The 18,176-nt window shown below is 67.7% G+C and carries 22 protein-coding genes and 1 pseudogene; 13 read left to right on the top strand and 10 right to left on the bottom strand.

Annotation, left to right across the window (positions count from 1 at the left end; translation table 11 throughout):
- Window positions 1–59 precede the first annotated feature (59 nt).
- Genes E1H18_RS12815 through E1H18_RS12805 form a run of 3 tightly spaced genes read left to right on the top strand, consistent with a single transcriptional unit; the run spans window position 60 to window position 2,449 of the window.
- Entirely contained in the window at window positions 60–497 is a 438-nt protein-coding gene (locus E1H18_RS12815; protein ID WP_172268737.1) for an acetyltransferase, read from the top strand.
- 42 nt (window positions 498–539) lie between these two features.
- Entirely contained in the window at window positions 540–1,817 is a 1,278-nt protein-coding gene (locus E1H18_RS12810; protein WP_172268734.1) for an amidohydrolase family protein, read from the top strand.
- Window positions 1,817–2,449, top strand: a complete 633-nt coding sequence (locus E1H18_RS12805) for a hypothetical protein (protein ID WP_172268731.1) — start codon at window positions 1,817–1,819, stop codon at window positions 2,447–2,449. Before E1H18_RS12810 ends, E1H18_RS12805 begins: the two co-directional genes overlap by 1 nt.
- Here E1H18_RS12805 and E1H18_RS12800 read toward each other — a convergent pair.
- Window positions 2,446–2,814 carry a response regulator gene (locus tag E1H18_RS12800; protein ID WP_172268728.1) on the bottom strand — a complete coding sequence of 123 codons (369 nt, stop codon included), beginning with the start codon at window positions 2,812–2,814 and terminating at the stop codon, window positions 2,446–2,448. The genes E1H18_RS12805 and E1H18_RS12800 overlap by 4 nt on opposite strands.
- 144 nt (window positions 2,815–2,958) lie before the next feature.
- On the opposite strand from E1H18_RS12800, the gene E1H18_RS12795 reads away from it, so the two are divergent.
- Together E1H18_RS12795 and E1H18_RS12790 are read left to right on the top strand one after the other, a co-directional pair.
- Entirely contained in the window at window positions 2,959–3,864 is a 906-nt protein-coding gene (locus E1H18_RS12795) for a 5'-methylthioadenosine/S-adenosylhomocysteine nucleosidase (protein ID WP_172268725.1), read from the top strand.
- Window positions 3,865–3,909: 45 nt separating this feature from the next.
- Complete coding sequence (locus E1H18_RS12790) at window positions 3,910–4,140, top strand: CsbD family protein (protein WP_241735997.1); 231 nt, start codon at window positions 3,910–3,912, stop codon at window positions 4,138–4,140.
- Between the two features lie 3 nt (window positions 4,141–4,143).
- On the opposite strand, the gene upp is transcribed toward E1H18_RS12790, so the two are convergent.
- Genes upp through E1H18_RS12775 form a run of 3 tightly spaced genes read right to left on the bottom strand, consistent with a single transcriptional unit; the run spans window position 4,144 to window position 7,449 of the window.
- A complete protein-coding gene (gene upp / locus E1H18_RS12785) occupies window positions 4,144–4,773 on the bottom strand; it encodes a uracil phosphoribosyltransferase (protein WP_172268722.1) in 630 nt (209 codons plus the stop codon).
- A 34-nt stretch (window positions 4,774–4,807) separates the two neighbouring features.
- Entirely contained in the window at window positions 4,808–6,982 is a 2,175-nt protein-coding gene (locus E1H18_RS12780) for a xanthine dehydrogenase family protein molybdopterin-binding subunit (protein ID WP_172268719.1), read from the bottom strand.
- A 2-nt stretch (window positions 6,983–6,984) separates the two neighbouring features.
- A complete protein-coding gene (locus E1H18_RS12775) occupies window positions 6,985–7,449 on the bottom strand; it encodes a (2Fe-2S)-binding protein (RefSeq protein WP_172268716.1) in 465 nt (154 codons plus the stop codon).
- Between the two features lie 178 nt (window positions 7,450–7,627).
- Here E1H18_RS12775 and E1H18_RS12770 point away from each other — a divergent pair, with 178 nt between their 5' ends.
- From E1H18_RS12770 to E1H18_RS12740, 8 genes and pseudogenes are all read left to right on the top strand, one after another.
- Window positions 7,628–8,275, top strand: a complete 648-nt coding sequence (locus tag E1H18_RS12770) for a DUF47 domain-containing protein (protein ID WP_172268713.1) — start codon at window positions 7,628–7,630, stop codon at window positions 8,273–8,275.
- A 5-nt stretch (window positions 8,276–8,280) separates the two neighbouring features.
- The gene (locus E1H18_RS12765) at window positions 8,281–9,282 is read left to right on the top strand and encodes an inorganic phosphate transporter (protein WP_172268710.1); all 1,002 of its coding nucleotides are present in this window, start codon (window positions 8,281–8,283) and stop codon (window positions 9,280–9,282) included.
- Window positions 9,279–9,851, top strand: coding sequence for an NUDIX domain-containing protein (locus tag E1H18_RS12760; RefSeq protein WP_172268707.1), 573 nt, complete (start codon window positions 9,279–9,281; stop codon window positions 9,849–9,851). Before E1H18_RS12765 ends, E1H18_RS12760 begins: the two co-directional genes overlap by 4 nt.
- Window positions 9,852–9,904: 53 nt before the next feature.
- Window positions 9,905–10,234, top strand: a complete 330-nt coding sequence (locus E1H18_RS12755) for an SMR family transporter (RefSeq protein WP_172268704.1) — start codon at window positions 9,905–9,907, stop codon at window positions 10,232–10,234.
- A gap of 77 nt (window positions 10,235–10,311) precedes the next feature.
- On the top strand, window positions 10,312–11,052 hold the full coding sequence (gene nth, locus E1H18_RS12750) for an endonuclease III (RefSeq protein ID WP_172268701.1): 741 nt from the start codon (window positions 10,312–10,314) through the stop codon (window positions 11,050–11,052).
- Window positions 11,024–11,140 (top strand): annotated as a pseudogene (locus E1H18_RS27300) (hypothetical protein); the annotation flags it as partial. The gene nth and the pseudogene E1H18_RS27300, both read left to right, overlap by 29 nt.
- Before the next feature lie 26 nt (window positions 11,141–11,166).
- Window positions 11,167–11,493 carry a GIY-YIG nuclease family protein gene (locus tag E1H18_RS12745; RefSeq protein ID WP_172268698.1) on the top strand — a complete coding sequence of 109 codons (327 nt, stop codon included), beginning with the start codon at window positions 11,167–11,169 and terminating at the stop codon, window positions 11,491–11,493.
- 119 nt (window positions 11,494–11,612) lie between these two features.
- Window positions 11,613–12,026: a hypothetical protein gene (locus E1H18_RS12740; protein WP_172268695.1), complete on the top strand. Its 414-nt coding sequence runs from the start codon at window positions 11,613–11,615 to the stop codon at window positions 12,024–12,026.
- On the opposite strand, the gene E1H18_RS12735 is transcribed toward E1H18_RS12740, so the two are convergent.
- From E1H18_RS12735 to E1H18_RS12710, 6 genes are read right to left on the bottom strand one after another with little or no spacing between them, the layout of a single operon-like run.
- A complete protein-coding gene (locus E1H18_RS12735) occupies window positions 12,007–12,990 on the bottom strand; it encodes a M15 family metallopeptidase (protein ID WP_172268692.1) in 984 nt (327 codons plus the stop codon). The genes E1H18_RS12740 and E1H18_RS12735 overlap by 20 nt on opposite strands.
- Before the next feature lie 10 nt (window positions 12,991–13,000).
- Window positions 13,001–14,497 (bottom strand): CoA-acylating methylmalonate-semialdehyde dehydrogenase, encoded by a 1,497-nt coding sequence (locus tag E1H18_RS12730; RefSeq protein ID WP_172268689.1) that lies wholly within the window; start codon window positions 14,495–14,497, stop codon window positions 13,001–13,003.
- A 41-nt stretch (window positions 14,498–14,538) separates the two neighbouring features.
- Complete coding sequence (locus tag E1H18_RS12725; protein WP_172268686.1) at window positions 14,539–15,063, bottom strand: flavin reductase family protein; 525 nt, start codon at window positions 15,061–15,063, stop codon at window positions 14,539–14,541.
- Window positions 15,064–15,102: 39 nt separating this feature from the next.
- A complete protein-coding gene (locus E1H18_RS12720) occupies window positions 15,103–16,107 on the bottom strand; it encodes a hypothetical protein (protein WP_172268683.1) in 1,005 nt (334 codons plus the stop codon).
- The gene (locus tag E1H18_RS12715; RefSeq protein WP_172268680.1) at window positions 16,023–16,943 is read right to left on the bottom strand and encodes a glycosyltransferase family 2 protein; all 921 of its coding nucleotides are present in this window, start codon (window positions 16,941–16,943) and stop codon (window positions 16,023–16,025) included. The genes E1H18_RS12720 and E1H18_RS12715 overlap by 85 nt, the downstream gene beginning before the upstream one ends.
- Window positions 16,943–18,094, bottom strand: a complete 1,152-nt coding sequence (locus E1H18_RS12710) for a GNAT family N-acetyltransferase (protein WP_172269559.1) — start codon at window positions 18,092–18,094, stop codon at window positions 16,943–16,945. Before E1H18_RS12710 ends, E1H18_RS12715 begins: the two co-directional genes overlap by 1 nt.
- Window positions 18,095–18,176 lie beyond the last annotated feature (82 nt).

Here is an 18,176-nt window from a genome sequence, read left to right as displayed (position 1 = left end):
AGGGCCGGGGCGAAAGCGCCGGCCTTTTTCTTTGCCCAGCGATCCTCTACCGACGCCCCATGATCAAGCTCCGCCCTTCCCGCCCCGATGATGGCGACCGCGTCGTCGCGATCTGGGCCGCCGCCGTCGACGCCACGCATGACTTCCTCAGCCCGGAAGACCGCGCCGCAATCGACGTCGAGGTGCAAGGCTTCCTGCCCTCGGCCCCGCTGATGCTGGCAGTCGACGACCGCGACCGGCCGCTGGGCTTCATGCTGATCGACAACGGCCACATGGAGGCCCTGTTCATCGATCCCGCCCATCGCGGGGCGGGCGTCGGCGCGATCATGATCGACTACGCCCTGGCGGTTCACCCGTCCCTGACCACCGACGTCAACGAACAGAACGCCCAGGCCGTGGGCTTCTATGAGCACATGGGTTTCGAGCGCACCGGCCGCTCCGACCTCGACGGCCAGGGTCGTCCCTACCCACTGATCCATCTGCGCTTTGGTGGTTGAGGCAATTCGGGCTTAGCTGGGCGTCCAACCTTCGAGTCGTCCATGCGCCGCCTTCTGACCGCCCTCGCCCTGATCCTCGGCCCCGGCCTCGCCCAGGCCGCCCAGCCGATCCTGCTCAAGCCCGCCCGCGTCTGGACCGCCGAGAGCGCCGGCCCGCCACGCGAGGGCTGGGCCGTGCTGGTCCAGGACGACAAGATCGCCGCCGTCGGCCCGGCGTCGCAGATCGACGCGACCGGCGCCCAGGTCGTCGACCTGCCGGGAACCACGCTGCTCCCGGGCCTGATGGACCTGCACAGCCACCTCTTCCTGCACCCCTACAACGAGACCCTGTGGGACGATCAGGTGCTGAAGGAGAGCCCGACCTATCGCACCCTGCGCGCGGCGGTGCAGGCCAAGGCGACGCTGGAGGCCGGCTTCACCACGCTGCGCGACCTGGGCACCGAGGGTGTCGGGGCGGCCGACGCGCCGCTGAAGAAGGCGATCAATGACGGGTTGATCCCGGGTCCGCGCCTGTTCGTGGCGACCAACGCCATCGTCGCCACCAATTCCTACGGCCCCGCGCGCCGCAACTACAATCCCGAAGCCGAGTTGCCCCAGGGCGCCCAGGAGGCCAGCGGCGTCGACGAGGTGGTCAAGGCCGTGCGTCAGCAGGCCGGCGCGGGCGCCGACTGGATCAAGGTCTATGCCGACTATCGCTTCGGCCCCGACGGCTCGACCAAGCCGACCTTCAGCCTCGAGGAGCTGAAGGCCCTGGTCGAGGCGGCCCATTCCAGCGGCCGGCCAGTCGCCGCCCACGCCTCGGGCGATGAAGGCATGCGCCGGGCGATCCTGGCCGGCGTCGACACCATCGAGCACGGCTATGGCGGCAGCGACGACACCTTCAAGCTGATGGCGCAGAAGGGCGTGGTGTTCTTCCCCACCCTGACGGCGGTCGAGAGCACCTCGACCTATTTCGGCGGCTATGTCGCCGGCCAGACCCCGCCGACGGCGGCCATGCAGAACGCCCAGCGCGCCTTCAAGCTGGCGGTCAGGAACGGCGTCGTCATCGGCATGGGCAGCGACGTCGGCGTGTTCAAGCACGGCGACAACGCCCGCGAGCTGGTCTGGCTGGTGCGCGAGGGCATGACCCCGGTCCAGGCCCTGCTGGCCGCCACCGCCGTGGACGCCAAGGTGCTGGGTCGCGCCCACGACCTGGGTCAGCTGAAGCCCGGCTACCTGGCCGACATCGTGGCGGTGACTGGCGACCCGACCCAGGCGATCGAGGCGACCCAGGCCGTCGTCTTCGTGATGAAGGGCGGCCAGGTCGTGCGGCGGCCGTGATGCGCTTGTCTCTTCTCCTGCTGGCGCTCGCTACGCCGGCTCTGGCTGGTACCGACCCAGGCACGATGCAGCAGCACGACACCTTCCGCGACGCGGCGACCGCGCCGCTGGAGGACCTGAACCTCAAGCAGAAATCGATCCCGCCGGTGCTGCAGCGGGCGGTCACCGATCCGTACGACATGACCGACCTGGACCGCTGCGAGCCGATCGCCGCCGAGGTTGGACGGCTGGACGCGGCCCTGGGTCCAGACCTCGACGAGGCCCCGCCGCCGGACGAGCGGTCGCGCGGCAAGAAGGTCGCCGACGCCGCCTATGGCCTGGGGGTCTCGGGCGTGCGCGACACCACCCGCGACGTGCTGCCGTTCCGCAGTTGGGTGCGCAAGCTGACCGGCGCAGCCAAGCACGACAAGGCGATCCGAAAGGCCATCGAAAGCGGCAGCGTACGCCGCGGCTACCTCAAGGGCGTCGGCATGCGCATGAACTGCGCCCCGCCGGCCGCGCCCAGTTGGTTCGTGCCGGTAGAGGTCAAGCCCGCCCCGCCGCAGGCCCCGGCCGCGTCACCCAGCCTGTGGGAGCAAGTTCTGGTGTGGTGGAACAACCTTGTCGCCTGGGTTCAGAGCCTGTTGGCCTAAAGCGGCCGGCCGCTCTTCAGCATGGCCCGCACCTCGCCGACCAGCTTGGGGCCGTCGAACGGCTTCATCACATAGCCCGTCGCCCCCAGCTGCATCGCCTGGACGATGCGGTCCAACCGCCCGTCGCCGGTCAGCATCAGCACGGGAATGCTGGCAAAGTCCGAATCCTTCAGCGTCATCAGGGCGTCCAGGCCGCTCTGCCCCGGGATCCGCACATCCAGCAGGATCGCGTCGGGCCGCCGCGACGGGATCGCCGCGATCAGCAAGTCCGCGCCGGTGAACCCCACGACTTCCAGTCCGTCACGGGACAAAAAGGCGTCAACCAGCTCGAGCGTCGCATCGTCGTCGTCGGCGACGTAGATCAAGGGAATACGCTGTGCCATCGTTTGCGTACAAACCCCAAGATGGTTAAGGCGTCAAACCACATCCAACGGTTTAAGGCCGTGAAAGTTACGCTTGGGACCGGACGTGCGCCTCGCTAAGCAGGCGGTGTCTTCCTAGGAGTCGCCATGCGCCTGCCCTCTCTGCTTCTGGCCTGCCTCACGCTGCTCGCGACGCCCGCTTTGGCCCAGCGCCTGGACGAGACCCCGCGCGTCGCGGTGATCTCGGCCTTCCCGCCCGAGATCGGCGCCCTGAACGCGGCGACCGGCGAGCAGAAGACCTATGACGTCAACGGCGTCCACTTCATGACGGGGCGGATGGAGGGCAAGCCGGTCGTGGTGTTCCTCAGCGGCGTGTCGATGGTCAACGCGGCCATGACCACCCAGATGGCTCTGGACCGCTTCAACATCACCCGCATCGTGTTCTCGGGCATCGCCGGCGGCGTCGACGAGAGCCTGGACATCGGCGACGTCGTGGTCGCCGACCAGTGGGCCCAGAACCTGGAAAGCGCCTTCGCCCGCGATAAGGGCAAAGGTGATTACGAGATCTCGCCCGAGATCCGCACCACCGACCTGGCCAACTACGGCATGATCTATCCGCGCGGCATCCACATGCCTGGCGACGCCCTGGGCGCCCCGGCTCGCGTCTGGTTCCCGTCCGATCCGGCCCTGCTGGACACAGCCCGCAAGGTCGCCGCCCAGGTCGCCCTGCAGCGCTGCGCAGCCGACAAGTGCCTGGTCCATCCGCCCAAGGTGGTGGTCGGCGGCGCCGGCGTCTCGGCCCCGGTGTTCCTCGACAACGCCGACTACCGCAAATATCTGCGCGCGACCTTCAAGGCTCGGGTCGTCGACATGGAGACCGCCGCCGTCGCTCACGTGGCCCTGGTCAACCAGACGCCCTTCGTCGCCTTCCGCAGCCTCTCGGACCTGGCCGGCGGCGGCGCGGGCGCCAACGAGATGCACACCTTCATGGCCCTGGCCTCGGACAACTCGGCAACGGTGGTGAAGGCTTTCGTGAAGGCTTTGCCGAACTAATACGGCTCCGTTTGCGTTCCGAGCTGATAACTCGGAGCTTCACCCATGCTGCAACGTCCTCTCGTCCTCACCCTCGCCGCCCTGGTCACGCTGAGCCTCGCTGCCTGCGACAAGGACGCCGGACGCAAGCAGGAGACCGTGGGCAAGGTCGAGTCGGGCGTCGGCAAGGTCATCGGCGACGAGGACCTGAAGAAGGAAGGCCAGAAGGACAAGGTCGCCGGCAACGTCAAGCAAGGCGACTTGGGCGACGCCGTGAAGGACGCGACGAAGAAGTAGGTCCTACCGCGTCCCGAACGTCCGGTCGCCCGCATCGCCCAGGCCGGGAACGATGTAGCCGTGGTCGTTCAGCTCCGCGTCGATGGCCGCCGTCCAGATCGGCACGTCCGGATGCGCGGCGCGCAGGGCGTCGACGCCGGGCTGGGCCGCCAGCAGGCAGACGAAGCGCAGGTTGGTGACGCCGGACTGCTTGAGCCTCGCGATGGCGGCGATGGCCGAGTGGCCGGTGGCCAGCATCGGGTCGACGACGATGACCAGGCGGCCGGCGATGTCCTCCGGGGCCTTGAAGTAGTATTCGACCGCCTCGAGCGTCTCATGGTCGCGATAGAGGCCGACATGGGCCACGCGCGCCGACGGCACGAGATCCAGCATGCCCTCGGCCATGCCCAGGCCAGCGCGCAGGATCGGGGCGAAGACCAGCTTCTTGCCGGCGATCTCGTGGGCCGTGGTCGGGGCGACCGGAGTCTCGATCTGGACGGTGTCCATCGGCAGGTCGCGGGTGACCTCGTAGCAGATCAGGGTCGCCACCTCCCGCATCAGCGCGCGGAAGGTCTTGGTCGAGGTCGTCTTGTCGCGCATCCGGGTCAGCTTGTGCTGGACGAGCGGGTGATTGACGACGGTGACCTGGGTCATGGACGAACCTTGCTGAGAGAACTTGCCCTCGCTCCTAGGCCAGTTGGTCGCCGATCGGCAAGGACCGGATGCGCTTGCCCGTGGCGGCGAAGATGGCGTTGCACAGCGCCGCCGGGGCCGGCGGGTAGGCCGGCTCGCCCAGGCCGGTCGGATTGTTGTCCGACAGCACATAGGCCACCTCGATCGGCGGGGCCTCCGACATGCGCAAGAGCTGGAAGTCGCCGAAATTGCTCTGCACCGCCGCCCCGCCCTCGAAGGTAATCTCCTGGCGCAGGGTCGAGCTGATGGCGTCCAGGATCGAGCCCTGCATCTGCTGGTCGGCGCCCTTGGGATTGATGATCTGGCGGCCGACGTCGGCGGCGGTCCAGACCTTGTCGATCTTCAAGGCGCCGTCCTTGACCGTGACCTGCATGACCACCGCCACATAGCCCAGGTGGCTGTAGTGGCAGGAAACGCCGAGCCCCGAACCCTTGGGCAGCTTGCGGCCCCAGCCGGACATCTGAGCGACCTTGTCCACCACCCCGCGCATGCGGCCGGTATGGAAGCTGTCGCGCTCGCCCGGCTTGCCCAGCAGACGCGGCTCGCCCAGCAGCTCGCGGCGGAAGTCTACCGGATCCTTGCCGGCCGCCAGGGCCAGTTCGTCGGTAAAGCTCTGCAGCACGAAGCCGAAGGCGTTGTTGCCCGGCGCCCGCAGCGGCCCGGTGGGCACGCCCAGCGGCATCACCGAGACCTCGAGCCGGTAGTTGTCGATGGCCCGGCCCGGAAACTGGCTGGCGTTGAAGCCGGCGCTGGGGGCGAAGGTCGTCCCCTCGCCGAAGCTGACGAAGTGGTCGTTCCAGGCCACGACCTTGCCCGCCGCATCCAGGCCGGCGGTGAAGTTGTGCCAGGCGCCGGGGCGGTAGAAGTCGTGCTGGATGTCGTCCTCGCGCGTCCAGATCAGCTGGACCGGGACGCCGGCCTTGGCGGCGATAGCGGCGGCCTCGACCATGTAGTCGTTGTTCAAGCGTCGGCCGAAACCGCCGCCGCCGCGGATCAGGTGGATGGTGATCGCCTCTTCCGGCACGTTCAGGGCGGCGGCGACCAGCTTGCGGCCGGGCTCTGGGTTCTGGGTCGGGGCCCAGATCTCCACTTTCCCGTCTTTCACCGAAGCGGTGCAGTTCTGCGGCTCCAGATTGGCGTGGGCGATGAACGGGTAGCTGTAGGCGGCCGAGACGACCTTAACCGCGCCCTTCAGCGCCGCATCGACGTCGCCGTCGGCGTAGTCGACGCGCTGGGCCGGGCCCTTGGCGAGCGCGGCGGCCTTGGCGGCGAAGGCGGCGGTGCTTTGGGCCGCGGTCGGGTGGTCGGCCCACTGGATCTCCAGCGCGTTGCGGCCCTTGCGCGCCGCCCACCAGGTGTCGGCGATCACCGCCACGCCCGGCATCAGCCCTTGCAGGTTGGTCCCGCCCTCGATGACGAAGGCGTCCTTCACGCCCTTGACCGCCTTGGCCGGCGCCAGGTCTACCGCGGCGACCTTGGCCGCATAGACCGGGGCCTTGGCGAAGGTCGCGAACAGCATGCCCGGCACGCGCACGTCGATGCCGTACAGGGGCTGGCCGGTGGTGATGGCGTCGAGGTTCTGGCTCTTGTGGCTCTGGCCGATGATCCGGAAGGCCTTCGGATCCTTCAGCGCCAGGGTCTTGGGATCGGGCGGGGTCAGCTTGGCCGCCTCGCCCGCCAATTCGCCATAGGCGACGCGGCGCTTGCTGGCGGCGTGGACGACGAAGCCCGGCTCGGTCGTCAGAGTCTCGGGCGCGACCTTCCAGCTTTGCGCGGCGGCGGCGATCAGCAGGGCGCGGACCGTGGCCCCCACGCGGCGGAAGCCGTCATATTCCAGCGTTGTGGCCATGCTGCCGCCGGCCACCTGGCGGCCATAGGTCTTGAAGTCGGCCAGGGCCTGCTCGACCGTGACGGCCGACCATTCGACGTCCAGCTCCTCGGCGATCAGCATCGGCATGGCGGTCTTGATGCCCTGCCCCACCTCCGGGATCTTCGAGGCGATCGTGACGCCGCCGTCGGGCCCGATGCGGACATAGGCGTTGAACATAGCCGCCGCGGCCGCCTGGCTCTCGGCGGCCACGGTGAAGCTGAACAGCAGGCCGCCGCCGACGGCCGCGCCGCTTTGCAGGACGAAGCGACGGGTCGGGTCGCGCAGGATCTCGCCGTCCATGCTCAAACCCCCTTCTGGCCGGCGGCGACCTTGATGGCCTCGCGGATACGCAAGTAGGTCGTGCAGCGGCACAGGTTGCCGTCCATGGCCGCGTCGATGTCCTCGTCGGTCGGCTGGGACTTGGCGTTCAGCAGCGCCGTGGCCGACATGATCTGGCCGGCCTGGCAGTAGCCGCATTGCGGCACGTCGATGGTCTTCCAGGCCTCCTGCACCTTGGCCCCAACCGGCGTCGCACCGACGCCTTCGATGGTGGTGATCGCCTTGGTCCCGATCCGGCGCACCGGCGTCACGCACGAGCGGACCGGAAAGCCGTCGATATGCACCGTACAGGCCCCGCAAAGCGCCGCGCCGCAGCCGAACTTCGCCCCTAGCAGGCCCAGGGTGTCGCGCAGCACCCACAGCAGGGGCGTATCGCCATCGACGTCCGCGGTGCGGGCCTCGCCGTTGATGGTCAGGGTGAAGGCCATGACGCAGCTCCCAACTTCGATCTCGGGGCGATCCTGCCTCAACCCCGCCGATCGCGCGAGCCCGGGAAGGACTTTGAAACAATAGGATTTGACGCCCCGGCCCCTTCCGTGGTTCCGGTGCGCCCGCGCCTCATCCGTTTACGGATGATTGCGCTCACATTTTCGGGAAAGAACCACCATGCTGGGCTTGTTCAAGGCCGTCATGCCGAAGGAAGACAAGTTCTTCGACCTCTTTTCGGCCCATGCCCGCACGCTGGTCGCCGGCGCCGAAGCGCTGCACGACATGACGGCAGGCGGCGACGCGGTCGGCCCCGCCAGCGCTCGCGTCGACCTGCATGAAGACGAGGCCGACGAGGTCACCCGCCAGGTGATGGTCGCCGTTCGCCGCAGCTTCATCACCCCGTTCGACCGCAGCGACATCCAGGACCTGACCACTTCGCTCGACGACGCCATCGACCAGATGCGCAAGACCGCCAAGGTCGTCAGCCTGTTCGAGGTCAAGACCTTCGAGCCGCAGATGCGCGAGATGACCCGCATCATCGTCGAGGCCGCCAAGCTGACCCAGGAAGCCGTCGACCTGCTGCCGAAGATGCGCCTGAACGCCCAGAAGCTGTCGGACATCGCGGTGCGGATCACCGAGATCGAGGACCAGTCCGACCAGATGTACGACCAGGGCCGCAAGGACCTGTTCCAGGCCAGCCAGGCCGGCGGCGATCCGATGGCCTTCATCGTCGGCGTCGACATCTACAGCCATCTGGAAAAGGTCATGGACCGCTTCGAGGACGTGGCCAACCGCATCAGCGGCATCGTGGTCGAGCAGGTCTGACCCTCGTGGACCCCACGTTCCTGATCCTGGTCTTTCTGGTCGTCGTCGCCCTGGCGTTCGACTTCCTGAACGGCCTGCACGACGCCGCCAACTCGATCGCCACGATCGTGTCCACCCGCGTGCTGTCGGCCAAGTGGGCCGTGCTGTGGGCGGCGTTCTTCAACTTCATCGCCTTCCTGTTCTTCGGCCTGCACGTGGCCAAGATGGTCGGTTCGGGCATTGTCGACCCGCACATCATCAGCGACCGCCTGATCTTCGCCGCCCTGATGGGTGCGATCAGCTGGAACCTGCTGACCTGGTGGGCCGGCATCCCGTCGTCCAGCTCGCACGCCCTGATCGGCGGGCTGGTGGGCGCGGCGATCGCCAAGGTGGGCGGCCTCTCCGCCATCCAGTGGGCCGGCCTGGGCAAGACTGCGGCCGGCATCGTGGTGTCGCCGACCTTCGGCTTCATCCTGGCGCTGCTGCTGGTGCTGATCGTCTCCTGGACCTTCGTGAAGAGCTCGCCGTTCTTCGCCGACCGCGTGTTCCGCAAGCTGCAGTTCGTCTCGGCCGCCCTCTACAGCCTGGGCCACGGCGGCAACGACGCCCAGAAGACCATGGGCATCATCGCCGCCCTTCTGTTCGCCCACGGGGCCACCGACGCACCAGGCCACATCCCGTTCTGGGTGGTGATCTCGTGCCAGGCGGCTATGGGCCTAGGGACGCTGTTCGGCGGCTGGCGCATCGTCCACACCATGGGCAGCAAGATCACCCGCCTGACCCCCATGCAGGGCTTCTGCGCGGAAACGGGCGGCGCGATCACCCTCTTCCTTGCAACCCATGTTGGTGTTCCGGTCTCGACAACGCACACGATCACGGGCGCTATTGTCGGCGTCGGCGCCTCGCGCCGGGTCTCGGCCGTGCGCTGGGGCGTGGCCAAGGACATCGTCATCGCCTGGATCGTCACCCTGCCAGCGGCGGCCCTGACGGCGGCGCTGTTCTATTATCTCGGGTTCTGGATGACGTGACGACGTCGCGGGGCAAACAGCAGGCAGGTCGCAAGTCCGGAAACGGCGGCGGCAAGCGCCGTCAGGTCGCCGCCCTGCCCTGGCGGGGCGAGGGCGAGGCCTTGCGCATCCTGCTGGTCTCCTCGCGCGAAACCCGTCGCTGGGTGATCCCCAAGGGCTGGCCGATGAAGAACAAGACCGCCTGGCAGGCCGCCGCCCAGGAAGCGCTCGAGGAGGCCGGGCTCGACGGCGTGATCGAGCAGACGCCCTTCGGCGAATATCCCTACCTCAAGCGCCTGAAGAGCGGCGCGGCGCGCCTGGTCACGGTCGATGTCTTCCCGATGCAGGTCACCGGCGAGCGCGCGATCTTCCCCGAAAAGGGCCAGCGCACACTGCAGTGGATGACCCCGGTGGAGGCCGCCCTGGCCGTCCAGGAGCCCGAACTGCGCGATCTGATCGTCCGCTTCGCCGGCGTGACCCTTCCCGAGGAGGAGCGGCCCGACACCGCGCCGGCGCCGACGCCGATGCGGGTGGCGCTGCAACGCCTGCGCCGCCGGGTGACGGCGCTGTGGGGGCGCTACCAGCGCTAGCCTTCCCCCAGGCGCTCATCCCCGGTAAGCCGGAGGAAGATCCGGAGCGCGTCTTGAAATATCTCTTCCTCGGCATCGCCATCTTCTCGGAGGTGATCGCCACCTCGTTCATGAAGTCGTCGGAAGGCTTCACCAAGCTGGTCCCGTCGGCGATCACCCTGGCCGGCTATGCGATCGCTTTCTATTTCCTGTCGCTGACCCTGCGCGAGATCCCGACCGGCATCGCCTACGCCATCTGGTCGGGTGTCGGCATCGTGGCGATCGCCGCCATCGCCTGGATCTTTCAGGGCCAGAAGCTGGACCTCCCGGCCATGATCGGCATGGGCCTGATCATCGCCGGCGTCGTGGTGATGAACGTGTTCTCGAAGGCGTCCGCGCACTGATCCCCGCATAAGGCCTGTGGACAAAGCTCGCCGCTCGCGCATAATGTTCCCATTATGTTCTTGCGCGGCGAGTTCCCATGCAACTGTCCCTAGGCCTGGCCCGGTCCCCACTGGAAAGCGTGCGCGACGCCCTGCTCTGCGAGTTCGGCGCGCAGCGGCCGCAGGCCCGGATGGACCCGATCTCGCAGCTGGTGAAGTCATCGATCAGCGGCCGCACCCAGGACGCCGTCTCGTGGAACGCCTTTCTATGCCTGCGGGCCGAATTCAAGTGTTGGGAAGACCTGGCCCGCGCCCCGGTCGCCGCCGTGGCCCGGATCATCCAGGACGTCACCTTCCCCGGCGACAAGGCCCGCCACCTGACCACCGCCCTGAAGATGATCGAGGCCAAGGTCGGCTGGTTGTCGCTGAGCCACCTGAAGACGCTCGAGGTCGACCAGGCCCGTTGGGAGCTGCAGGCCCTGCCCGGCGTAGGGGTCAAGGTCGCCGCCTGCGTGCTGAACTTCAGCGACCTGGCGATGCGCAGCCTTGTCGTCGACACCCACGTCGACCGCGTCGCCAAGCGCATCGGCCTGGTGGGCTCAGGCGACGCCACCCACACCTATCACACGCTGATGAGCCTCTCACCCGACGCCTGGACCGCCGACGACCTCTTCGAGCTGCACTGGCTGATGAAGCGCGGCCTGGGCCAGATGCTGTGCCCGCACGAGGGGCCGAGTTGCGGCGCGTGTCCGGTAAGGCAGATGTGCGCCAAGGCCGGGGTGGGTCACAGCGCCGAGGTGCTGGCGTGGCGTCCTCGCCCTTCGACAAGCTCAGGGTGAGGACGAATGACGGCTCAGCGAGAGACGAAATTCTAGTTCTGCGTCGCACTAGAAACCTCACCCTGAGCTTGTCGAAGGGCGAGGTTTCGGCTCCACCAGCCTTGGAGGTTCGCCGTGTACGACGTCCAATCGGCCTGGGTTTACATCCTACGCTGCTCGGACGGCCTGTATTACGTGGGATCGCACCGCGGACCGGATCCCGCCGCGCGCGTGGGCGAACACAATGCAGGTCTCAATCCGAAAGCCTTCACCTACAAGCGTCGCCCCGTGGAGTTGGTCTGGGCCGGAGACTTCCAGTTCATCACTGACGCCATCGCGTTCGAACGCCAGCTCAAGGGCTGGAGCCGCGCGAAGAAGGAGGCGGTGATCCGAGGAGACTGGGACGCACTTCCAGATCTGGCGCGGAGCGGCCGCCCTCGCCCTTCGACAAGCTCAGGGTGAGGACTACTTTTTGCTCGGTATTGAAGTAGAAACCTCATCCTGAGCCTGTCCTACGGGGCCGACCACAAGTCGGCCCGAGGATAAACTGAGGACGAGGTTTCGGCCCAACGGAGCCACCCATGCGCACCCCCGACGCCGCCCTGATGGCCGGCCCAGAAGCGCTCGCCCGGTTCCTCGAAACCGGCGACGAAGTCTTGCTCGATGGCGTGTTCTCGGCCGGCGAGGACGTCGTCATCCTGGAGAACTTCCCGCCCTACGGCTTCCACGGCCAGACAGGCCTCGTCCAATGGCGTGCGCTGATGCTGCGCCACGTCGCGGCCATGGAGGAGCTGACCCACATGTTCGAGCGGGCGCAGGACTTCGCGGTGGCCGGCGACGTCGCCCACTTCACCCTGCCCACGCGCTGGACCGGCGTACGCGACGGCGCCCCATTCGAGGAGCTGGGCGGCTGGACCTTCGTGCAGGTGCGCGAGGGCGAGGGCTGGAAGATCCGCTCCTACGGCTGGGCCGTGCTCAGTTTCGCCTGGCGCTAGCCAGCTGCGTGAACGTCTGCGTCCCGATGCCGTAGTTTCGCCAGTCCTTGTAATCGAAGTGCCACCACTCCTCGGTGTAGACGGCGAAGCCCTGGGCCTCCATGGCCTGGCGCAGGACCGCCCGCGCAGCCCGCTGCTTCGTCGTGCCGCCCACGAAATCGGCATAGGCGCGGCCCGAGAACTCGTCGTAGCGGCTGGGCATGTCGATCACCTTGCCGGACTTGAGGTCGTACAGCGTCAGGTCCACCGCGCAGCCGCGGTTGTGGCGCGAGCCATTGGCCGGGTTGGCGACGAAGGCGTGGTTCTCCGGCGGGGTGGCTTCCCAGAACATCCAGGTCACGAACCAGGGCCGATAGGCGTCGTGGATCAGCAGGCCATAGCCCTGAGCCGCCAGCGCTTTCTGGGCGCGGCCCAGGGCCTCAGCGGCCGGGCGCTGCAGATAGGCCCCCGCCCGCTCGTACAGCGGGATGCCCATGAAGTTGTTCACCCCCGCATAGCGGATATCGAGCCTGATGCGCGGATCGACGGTGGTCAGGTCGACGAGGTCGGCCGGCAGGCGCTGTTCGGTCTCCACTGGCGGCGTCGCGGCCAAGGCCCGTTGGCGCAGCGCCACCGGATCGGCGCGGACGGCGGCGTGGATCGCGTCCTGCGCCTCGGCCCCGAAGTCGTGGAAGGCCAGGCTCTGGTCATTCAGACGCACCGCGCCCTTCTCCAGCACCAGTTCCCCGCCGCCGACGATCGCGTAGCGGCCAGCGCCCTGCCTCGTTAGCCGCGCCGAGGACAGACCGGCGCCGTCGACATGCAGCGCGCCGTCCTTCTCGAACACCGTCAGCGGCGCGGTCTTGTCGCCGTACTGGCCGATGGCCGCCCACTCGGCCCCCGTCAGCTTGGGCGTCTGGGCGAAAGCTGGCGCGGCCGCGAAGGCGGCGGCGCTGGCCAGGAACGAACGTCGAAGCAGCGCCACGCGTCTTCTCCTACTTCATCGTCGGAATGACGAAGCTGGAGTCGCCCACATCGCCTTCCGGCCAGCGGGCGGTCACCGTCTTGACCTTGGTATAGAATTTCACGCCCTCGACGCCGTGCTGGTTGGTGTCGCCGAACGCGCTGCGCTTCCAGCCGCCGAAGGTGTGATAGGCCACCGGCACCGGGATCGGCACATTGATGCCGACCATGCCGACATTGACCCGGCTGGCGAACTCGCGCGCGGCGCGGCCGTTGCGGGTGAAGATGGCGACGCCGTTGCCATACTGGTGCTGCGACGGCAGGGCCATGGCGTCCTCGAGGGTCTCGGCCCGCACGATCTGCAGCACGGGACCGAAGATTTCCTCCTGATAGGTCTTCATGCCCACCTTGACGCCATCGAACAGCGACGGGCCGATGAAGAAGCCCTTCTCGTAGCCCTGCAGCGCGAAGTCGCGGCCGTCGACCACCAGCTCCGCGCCCTCCTCCTGGCCCAGGCGGATGTAGTCGGCGATCTTGTTGCGATGGGCGGCGCTGACCACCGGGCCGTAGTGGGCGTCGGCGTCGGTGGAGACCCCGACCTTCAGCGTGGCGATCTCGGCAACCATCCGCTCGCGCAGGTCGTCGGCCGTGTGTTTCCCGACCGGGACCACGACCGGCAGGGCCATGCAACGCTCGCCAGCCGAGCCGAAGGCCGCGCCCGAGATATCCTTGACCACCTGATCCATGTCGGCGTCAGGCAGGACAATCCCGTGGTTCTTGGCCCCGCCCATGGCCTGGACGCGTTTTCCGTTCGCAGTGCCCGTTTGATAGACGTAGTGGGCAATGTCGCTGCTGCCGACGAAGCTGACGGCCTTGATGTCGGGATGGTTCAGAATGGCGTCGACGGCGCTCTTGTCGCCATGGATCACGTTCAGAACGCCTTCCGGCGCGCCCGCCTCCATCATCAACTCGGCCAGTTTCACCGGCACGGTCGGATCCTTCTCCGACGGCTTGAGGATGAAGCTGTTGCCCACAGCGATAGCGATGCCGAACATCCACATCGGGATCATGGCTGGGAAGTTGAACGGGGTGATGCCCGCGACCACGCCCAACGGCTGACGCATCGAATAGATGTCGATGCCGGGCCCCGCGCCTTCGGTATATTCGCCCTTGAGGATGTGAGGGATGCCGCAGGCGAACTCGATAACTTCCAGGCCGCGCTGGATGTCGCCCTTGCTGTCGGCGATGACCTTGCCGTGCTCGGACGACAGGATCTCGGCCAGGCTGTTCATGTCGCGCTCGATCAGGCGCTTGAACTCGAACATCACCCGGGCGCGGCGCTGGGGATTGGTCGCCGCCCAGCCGATCTGGGCCTTGGCGGCGGCCTGGACGGCGGCGTCCAGTTCGGCGTCGGTGGCGAACTGGACCCGGGCCTGGACCTCACCGGTATTGGGATTGAAGACGTCGCCGAACCGGCCGGAGGTCCCGACCAAGGCCTGGCCGTTCACGAAATGGGCGATGTCTCGCATGATGCGCTCCCTGCACTGTTGGGAGCGACTATAGTCCAGCGTTACTCTGCGTCGACATGCACGCGGCGGAACCGGCCCTGCAGATAGACCAAAGGCTCGTGGTCGGGGTCGTAGCGCAGCTTTACCACGCGCCCGACATAGATCCGGTGATCGCCGGCGTCGAAGGCGTGGTGGGTCTCGCACTCGAAATTGGCCATGCAGCCGGGCAGGATCGGCACGCCCGTGCGCCAGGTCTCGGTCTCGACCCCGGCGAAGCGGTCCGCGTCCTTCTGCACGAACTGGCGAGCCAGGGCCTGGTGCTCGGCGTGCAGCACGTTGACGGCGAAGCGTCCGGCCGTGTCCAGGGCCGGCAGGCTGGCCGACTTCAAATCAACGCAGATCAGGGCCAGCGGCGGGTCCAGCGACACCGACGTGAAGGAGTTGGCGGTCAGGCCCACCTTGCGGCCATCTTCAGCCAAGGTTGTGACCACCGTCACCCCGGTCGTGAAGCATCCAAAGGCGTTGCGCAGGGCGCGAGCGTCATGCTCGGCGCCCTCTCCCAGTTCGATCGTGACCGCTTTACTCATCGGCCAAGAAGTGGGGCAAAGCGGGACAACCGGCAAGCTCTAGGCTTGAGGTCCCTCAATCAAAACGCCCGGCCGGCCGGCATCCAGGCCGAAGGTGACCGGCAGGTGGCGCACGTGCGGGGTTTGCAGGCCAAGGGCCTTGGCCCCGCGGGCCACAGCCAGCTTGCCCAGGGCCGTGGGGCCAAAGCCGTTCTGGATACGCGGCTTGGCGCCCAGACGGCGGCGCAGCACACCGTTGGCGTAGATGACATTGGCCCGCATCAGGGCCGGCGGGGTCATGAATTCGATCGAGATCGACACGTTCAGCATCGGGCCGTTTTCGATCCGGTGCGGGGCGTTCTGGCGCCAGGTGACCATGTTGCCCGGGGTCAGGGTGACTTCCTGGGCGCCCTTGTCCCATGCAGGTTCGAAGGCGAACTGCTCGGCGGTCTCGCGCAGCACGATCTTCTCCAGCGCCAGGTCGCCCACATAGGGGTCGGCGACCGGATAGACCCAGACCTTCTTCTCGCCGCGGATCTGCCACAGCGACACCAGCGGCACGTCCAGATGGTAGAAGACCTGGGCGTTGGCGCTGCTGATCAGCATGCCGACATCGCGCTTGAAGGTGCGCAGACCCGGCACGTGGGCCTGCTTGTCGGCGAAGATCTCGTCGCTCAGCGCGGCGTATTCCGGCACGTGGTCGTTGGTGTGGCGCAGGTTCAGCCAGATGCGGCCGGTCTTGGCGCCTTCCAGCAGTTGATCGCCGGTCAGATTGCCGGCCGAGCCCTTGCGCCAGGACGTCCAGGCCTTGGGGTCCTCGCCCATGGTGAAGACGCCCAGCAGGTCGCGCGGATACTGATCCAGCAGGCGCGCCAGACCCTCATCGTCGAACATCGGACGCTCATGCAGCGCGTGCTTGAACATCAGGTTCTCTTGGCCGAAGGCCTTGGCCTTTTCCGGCGTCCAGTCGGTGATCACGCTCATGCGGTTCTCCCGTAGAATTGGATCTTGAAGGGGCCAAACCATAGGGTTTTCCCCAGGCCTCGGGCGGCGCGGTCCAGCCATTCGGCGCGATCGCCAGCGCGGGTCAGCCACTTGAAGCCGGCCACCGCGCCGAACACGGCCGCCTGCACCAGCCCGACGGCCATCCAGCGGACCACCCCCACATGATCGCGCGGGATCGCCGCGGCGCAATGCGAGGTCGGCCCCTGGCCGTAGGCGAAGGCGCGCGCGATCGTGTAGCGAAGGTTCAGGCGGCTCAGCACCGGCTCTTCCCAGACCCAGGCTGCAGGCTCCCAGGCGAAGCGCGCGCCGGCCGCGCCCATGTGGCCGAACAGCATGTCGTCTTCGCCGCCGATGTGGTTGCGCTCTTCCGAGAACGGCGCGACCGGGTCCGGCAGGGCGGCGCGGCGTAGCAGGCTGTTCCCGCAGCCGTAGTGGCGGTCCAGGATCGTCGCCTGCCCTGGCCCCTCGCGCGAGAAGAAGCGCTCCAGATAGTCGCGATGCTCGACGACGTGGCCCGGAGCGCGGGTCCTCACCGGGCCGAACACGACGTCGGCGTCAAAACGCTCACGCGCGGCCATCAGCGCAGCCAGCCAGCCGTCCGGCGCTTCCTCGTCATCATCTAGAAAGGCGATCAGCTCGCCCGACGCCTTGGCCATGCCGGCATTGCGGGCGAAGGCCACGCCGGGACGCGGCTCGTGTACATACAGGACCGGAAACGGCGCGGCCTTGGCCAGGTCGTCCGCCACAGCTTTCGCCGACGGGACCTGGTCATTGTCGACGATCACCAGTTCCAGCGTCGAGGGATCGACGCCGGCCTGGCCGAGCACCGAGCGCGCCGCGACGGCCAAACCGTCGGGGCGCCTCTGGGTCGGGATCATGATCGTGACACGCGTCATCAGCCCTCCGGATGCTCTCCATGGCGGCGCTGCGCCTTGGCGGCGACCGCTTCGACGAAATCACGCACCCGGCCGCCCATGGTCAGCTCGGTGCTGGCGATGGCCTCCATCCGACGGTGCAGTTGGCCCACGGGCCCGGCGCGATGGGAACCGGCCAGGGTCCAGGCGGTCTCCACCGACATCGCCACGCGACCGCCCAGGCCGGAAGCCGTCGCGGCCCCCTCGCCTACCAGCGTCGCGCTGAAGGCGTAGCTGCGCTTGTAGTGGTCGTGGCTCGGTCCGAGGTCATAGCGGGCCAGGCCAAGCTCGGGCATGGCGGCGATGGCGCGCAGGAAGAAGATCTGTCCCGGCGACCAAGCCGCATGCTCGGGATTCATCGAGGCCAGCCACGGATGGTAGGTATCGCCCTGACGGACGCCGAAATGGCCGCCCACCAGCTGGTCGCCAGCATAGAGGTTGATCATCAGGCCGCGGAAGTCGCCGTCCCGCTGGGCGAACAGGTCCGCCATCAGCTCGCGTGTCCAGTCGGCGCGCAGGAAGTCGTGACCGCCGGTGCGGATCAGCTGCTCGCGCTTCCAGTCGATCAGTTGGTTGAAGGCCTCGCGCGACGCATCACCCGCCACCAGGCGCACCTCGCCGACTTCACGGCCCAGCTTGTTGTCCAGCCGGCGGTAGTTCTTGATCTTCTTTGGGCTCGCGGCGCGGACGGCCTCAAGATGGGCTTGCGCATCCGTCTGCGAGAGGTCGATGACATAGGCCGTGCGGTCGGTGCGCGAGGCGGCCGGGAACACGCCATGGGGGTCGATCAGGCCAGTGTAGCGGAACAGGCTGACGCCCGCCGCTCGCAGCACGTCCTCGATCCGCAGATCGGCGTCCGGACGCCCGACCAGGGCGTGATAGTCCGACAGCGGCGAACCGATCGGTCGCGCCAGGCGACCGGGACGATGGTGATAGGCCAGGAAGCCCAGGGTCTGGCCGCCACGCCGGGCCACAGCCACCCGCGCATCCTCGCGCACCCGGCCGACGGCCAGCGCGAAATCCGGACCTAGCAAGGGATTGCCGAAGCCTTGCTCGGCGCTCGCCAGGGCTCGCCACAGCGCCACATCCTCAGCGCTCAGCAGACTTGGGTGAAGGGTCTCGACGTCCAACATGTCCATCTGTCCTACTCCGGGCGGGTTAGGGAAAGATGGACCAAGGCCTGCAATCGGCAGGCCATCCGTCAGAAAGCCGACA

The organism is Caulobacter sp. RHG1, assembly GCF_013181195.1.
GTDB lineage: Bacteria > Pseudomonadota > Alphaproteobacteria > Caulobacterales > Caulobacteraceae > Caulobacter.
Note: the sequence above shows the minus strand (reverse complement) of the source record. Positions and strands in the feature narration are given on the sequence as shown.

Excerpts from the sequence above, each read along its gene's own strand:
- nth (WP_172268701.1), top strand. The coding sequence starts at position 10,312 with ATGCAACTGTCCCTAGGCCTGGCCCGGTCCCCACTGGAAAGCGTGCGC.
- E1H18_RS12710 (WP_172269559.1), bottom strand. The coding sequence starts at position 18,094 with ATGTTGGACGTCGAGACCCTTCACCCAAGTCTGCTGAGCGCTGAGGAT.
- E1H18_RS12740 (WP_172268695.1), top strand. The coding sequence starts at position 11,613 with ATGCGCACCCCCGACGCCGCCCTGATGGCCGGCCCAGAAGCGCTCGCC.
- E1H18_RS12790 (WP_241735997.1), top strand. The coding sequence starts at position 3,910 with ATGCTGCAACGTCCTCTCGTCCTCACCCTCGCCGCCCTGGTCACGCTG.
- E1H18_RS12775 (WP_172268716.1), bottom strand. The coding sequence starts at position 7,449 with ATGGCCTTCACCCTGACCATCAACGGCGAGGCCCGCACCGCGGACGTC.
- E1H18_RS12805 (WP_172268731.1), top strand. The coding sequence starts at position 1,817 with ATGCGCTTGTCTCTTCTCCTGCTGGCGCTCGCTACGCCGGCTCTGGCT.
- E1H18_RS12770 (WP_172268713.1), top strand. The coding sequence starts at position 7,628 with ATGCTGGGCTTGTTCAAGGCCGTCATGCCGAAGGAAGACAAGTTCTTC.
- E1H18_RS12780 (WP_172268719.1), bottom strand. The coding sequence starts at position 6,982 with ATGGACGGCGAGATCCTGCGCGACCCGACCCGTCGCTTCGTCCTGCAA.
- upp (WP_172268722.1), bottom strand. The coding sequence starts at position 4,773 with ATGACCCAGGTCACCGTCGTCAATCACCCGCTCGTCCAGCACAAGCTG.
- E1H18_RS12730 (WP_172268689.1), bottom strand. The coding sequence starts at position 14,497 with ATGCGAGACATCGCCCATTTCGTGAACGGCCAGGCCTTGGTCGGGACC.
- E1H18_RS12815 (WP_172268737.1), top strand. The coding sequence starts at position 60 with ATGATCAAGCTCCGCCCTTCCCGCCCCGATGATGGCGACCGCGTCGTC.
- E1H18_RS12715 (WP_172268680.1), bottom strand. The coding sequence starts at position 16,943 with ATGACGCGTGTCACGATCATGATCCCGACCCAGAGGCGCCCCGACGGT.
- E1H18_RS12810 (WP_172268734.1), top strand. The coding sequence starts at position 540 with ATGCGCCGCCTTCTGACCGCCCTCGCCCTGATCCTCGGCCCCGGCCTC.
- E1H18_RS12720 (WP_172268683.1), bottom strand. The coding sequence starts at position 16,107 with ATGGCTGGACCGCGCCGCCCGAGGCCTGGGGAAAACCCTATGGTTTGG.
- E1H18_RS12795 (WP_172268725.1), top strand. The coding sequence starts at position 2,959 with ATGCGCCTGCCCTCTCTGCTTCTGGCCTGCCTCACGCTGCTCGCGACG.
- E1H18_RS12725 (WP_172268686.1), bottom strand. The coding sequence starts at position 15,063 with ATGAGTAAAGCGGTCACGATCGAACTGGGAGAGGGCGCCGAGCATGAC.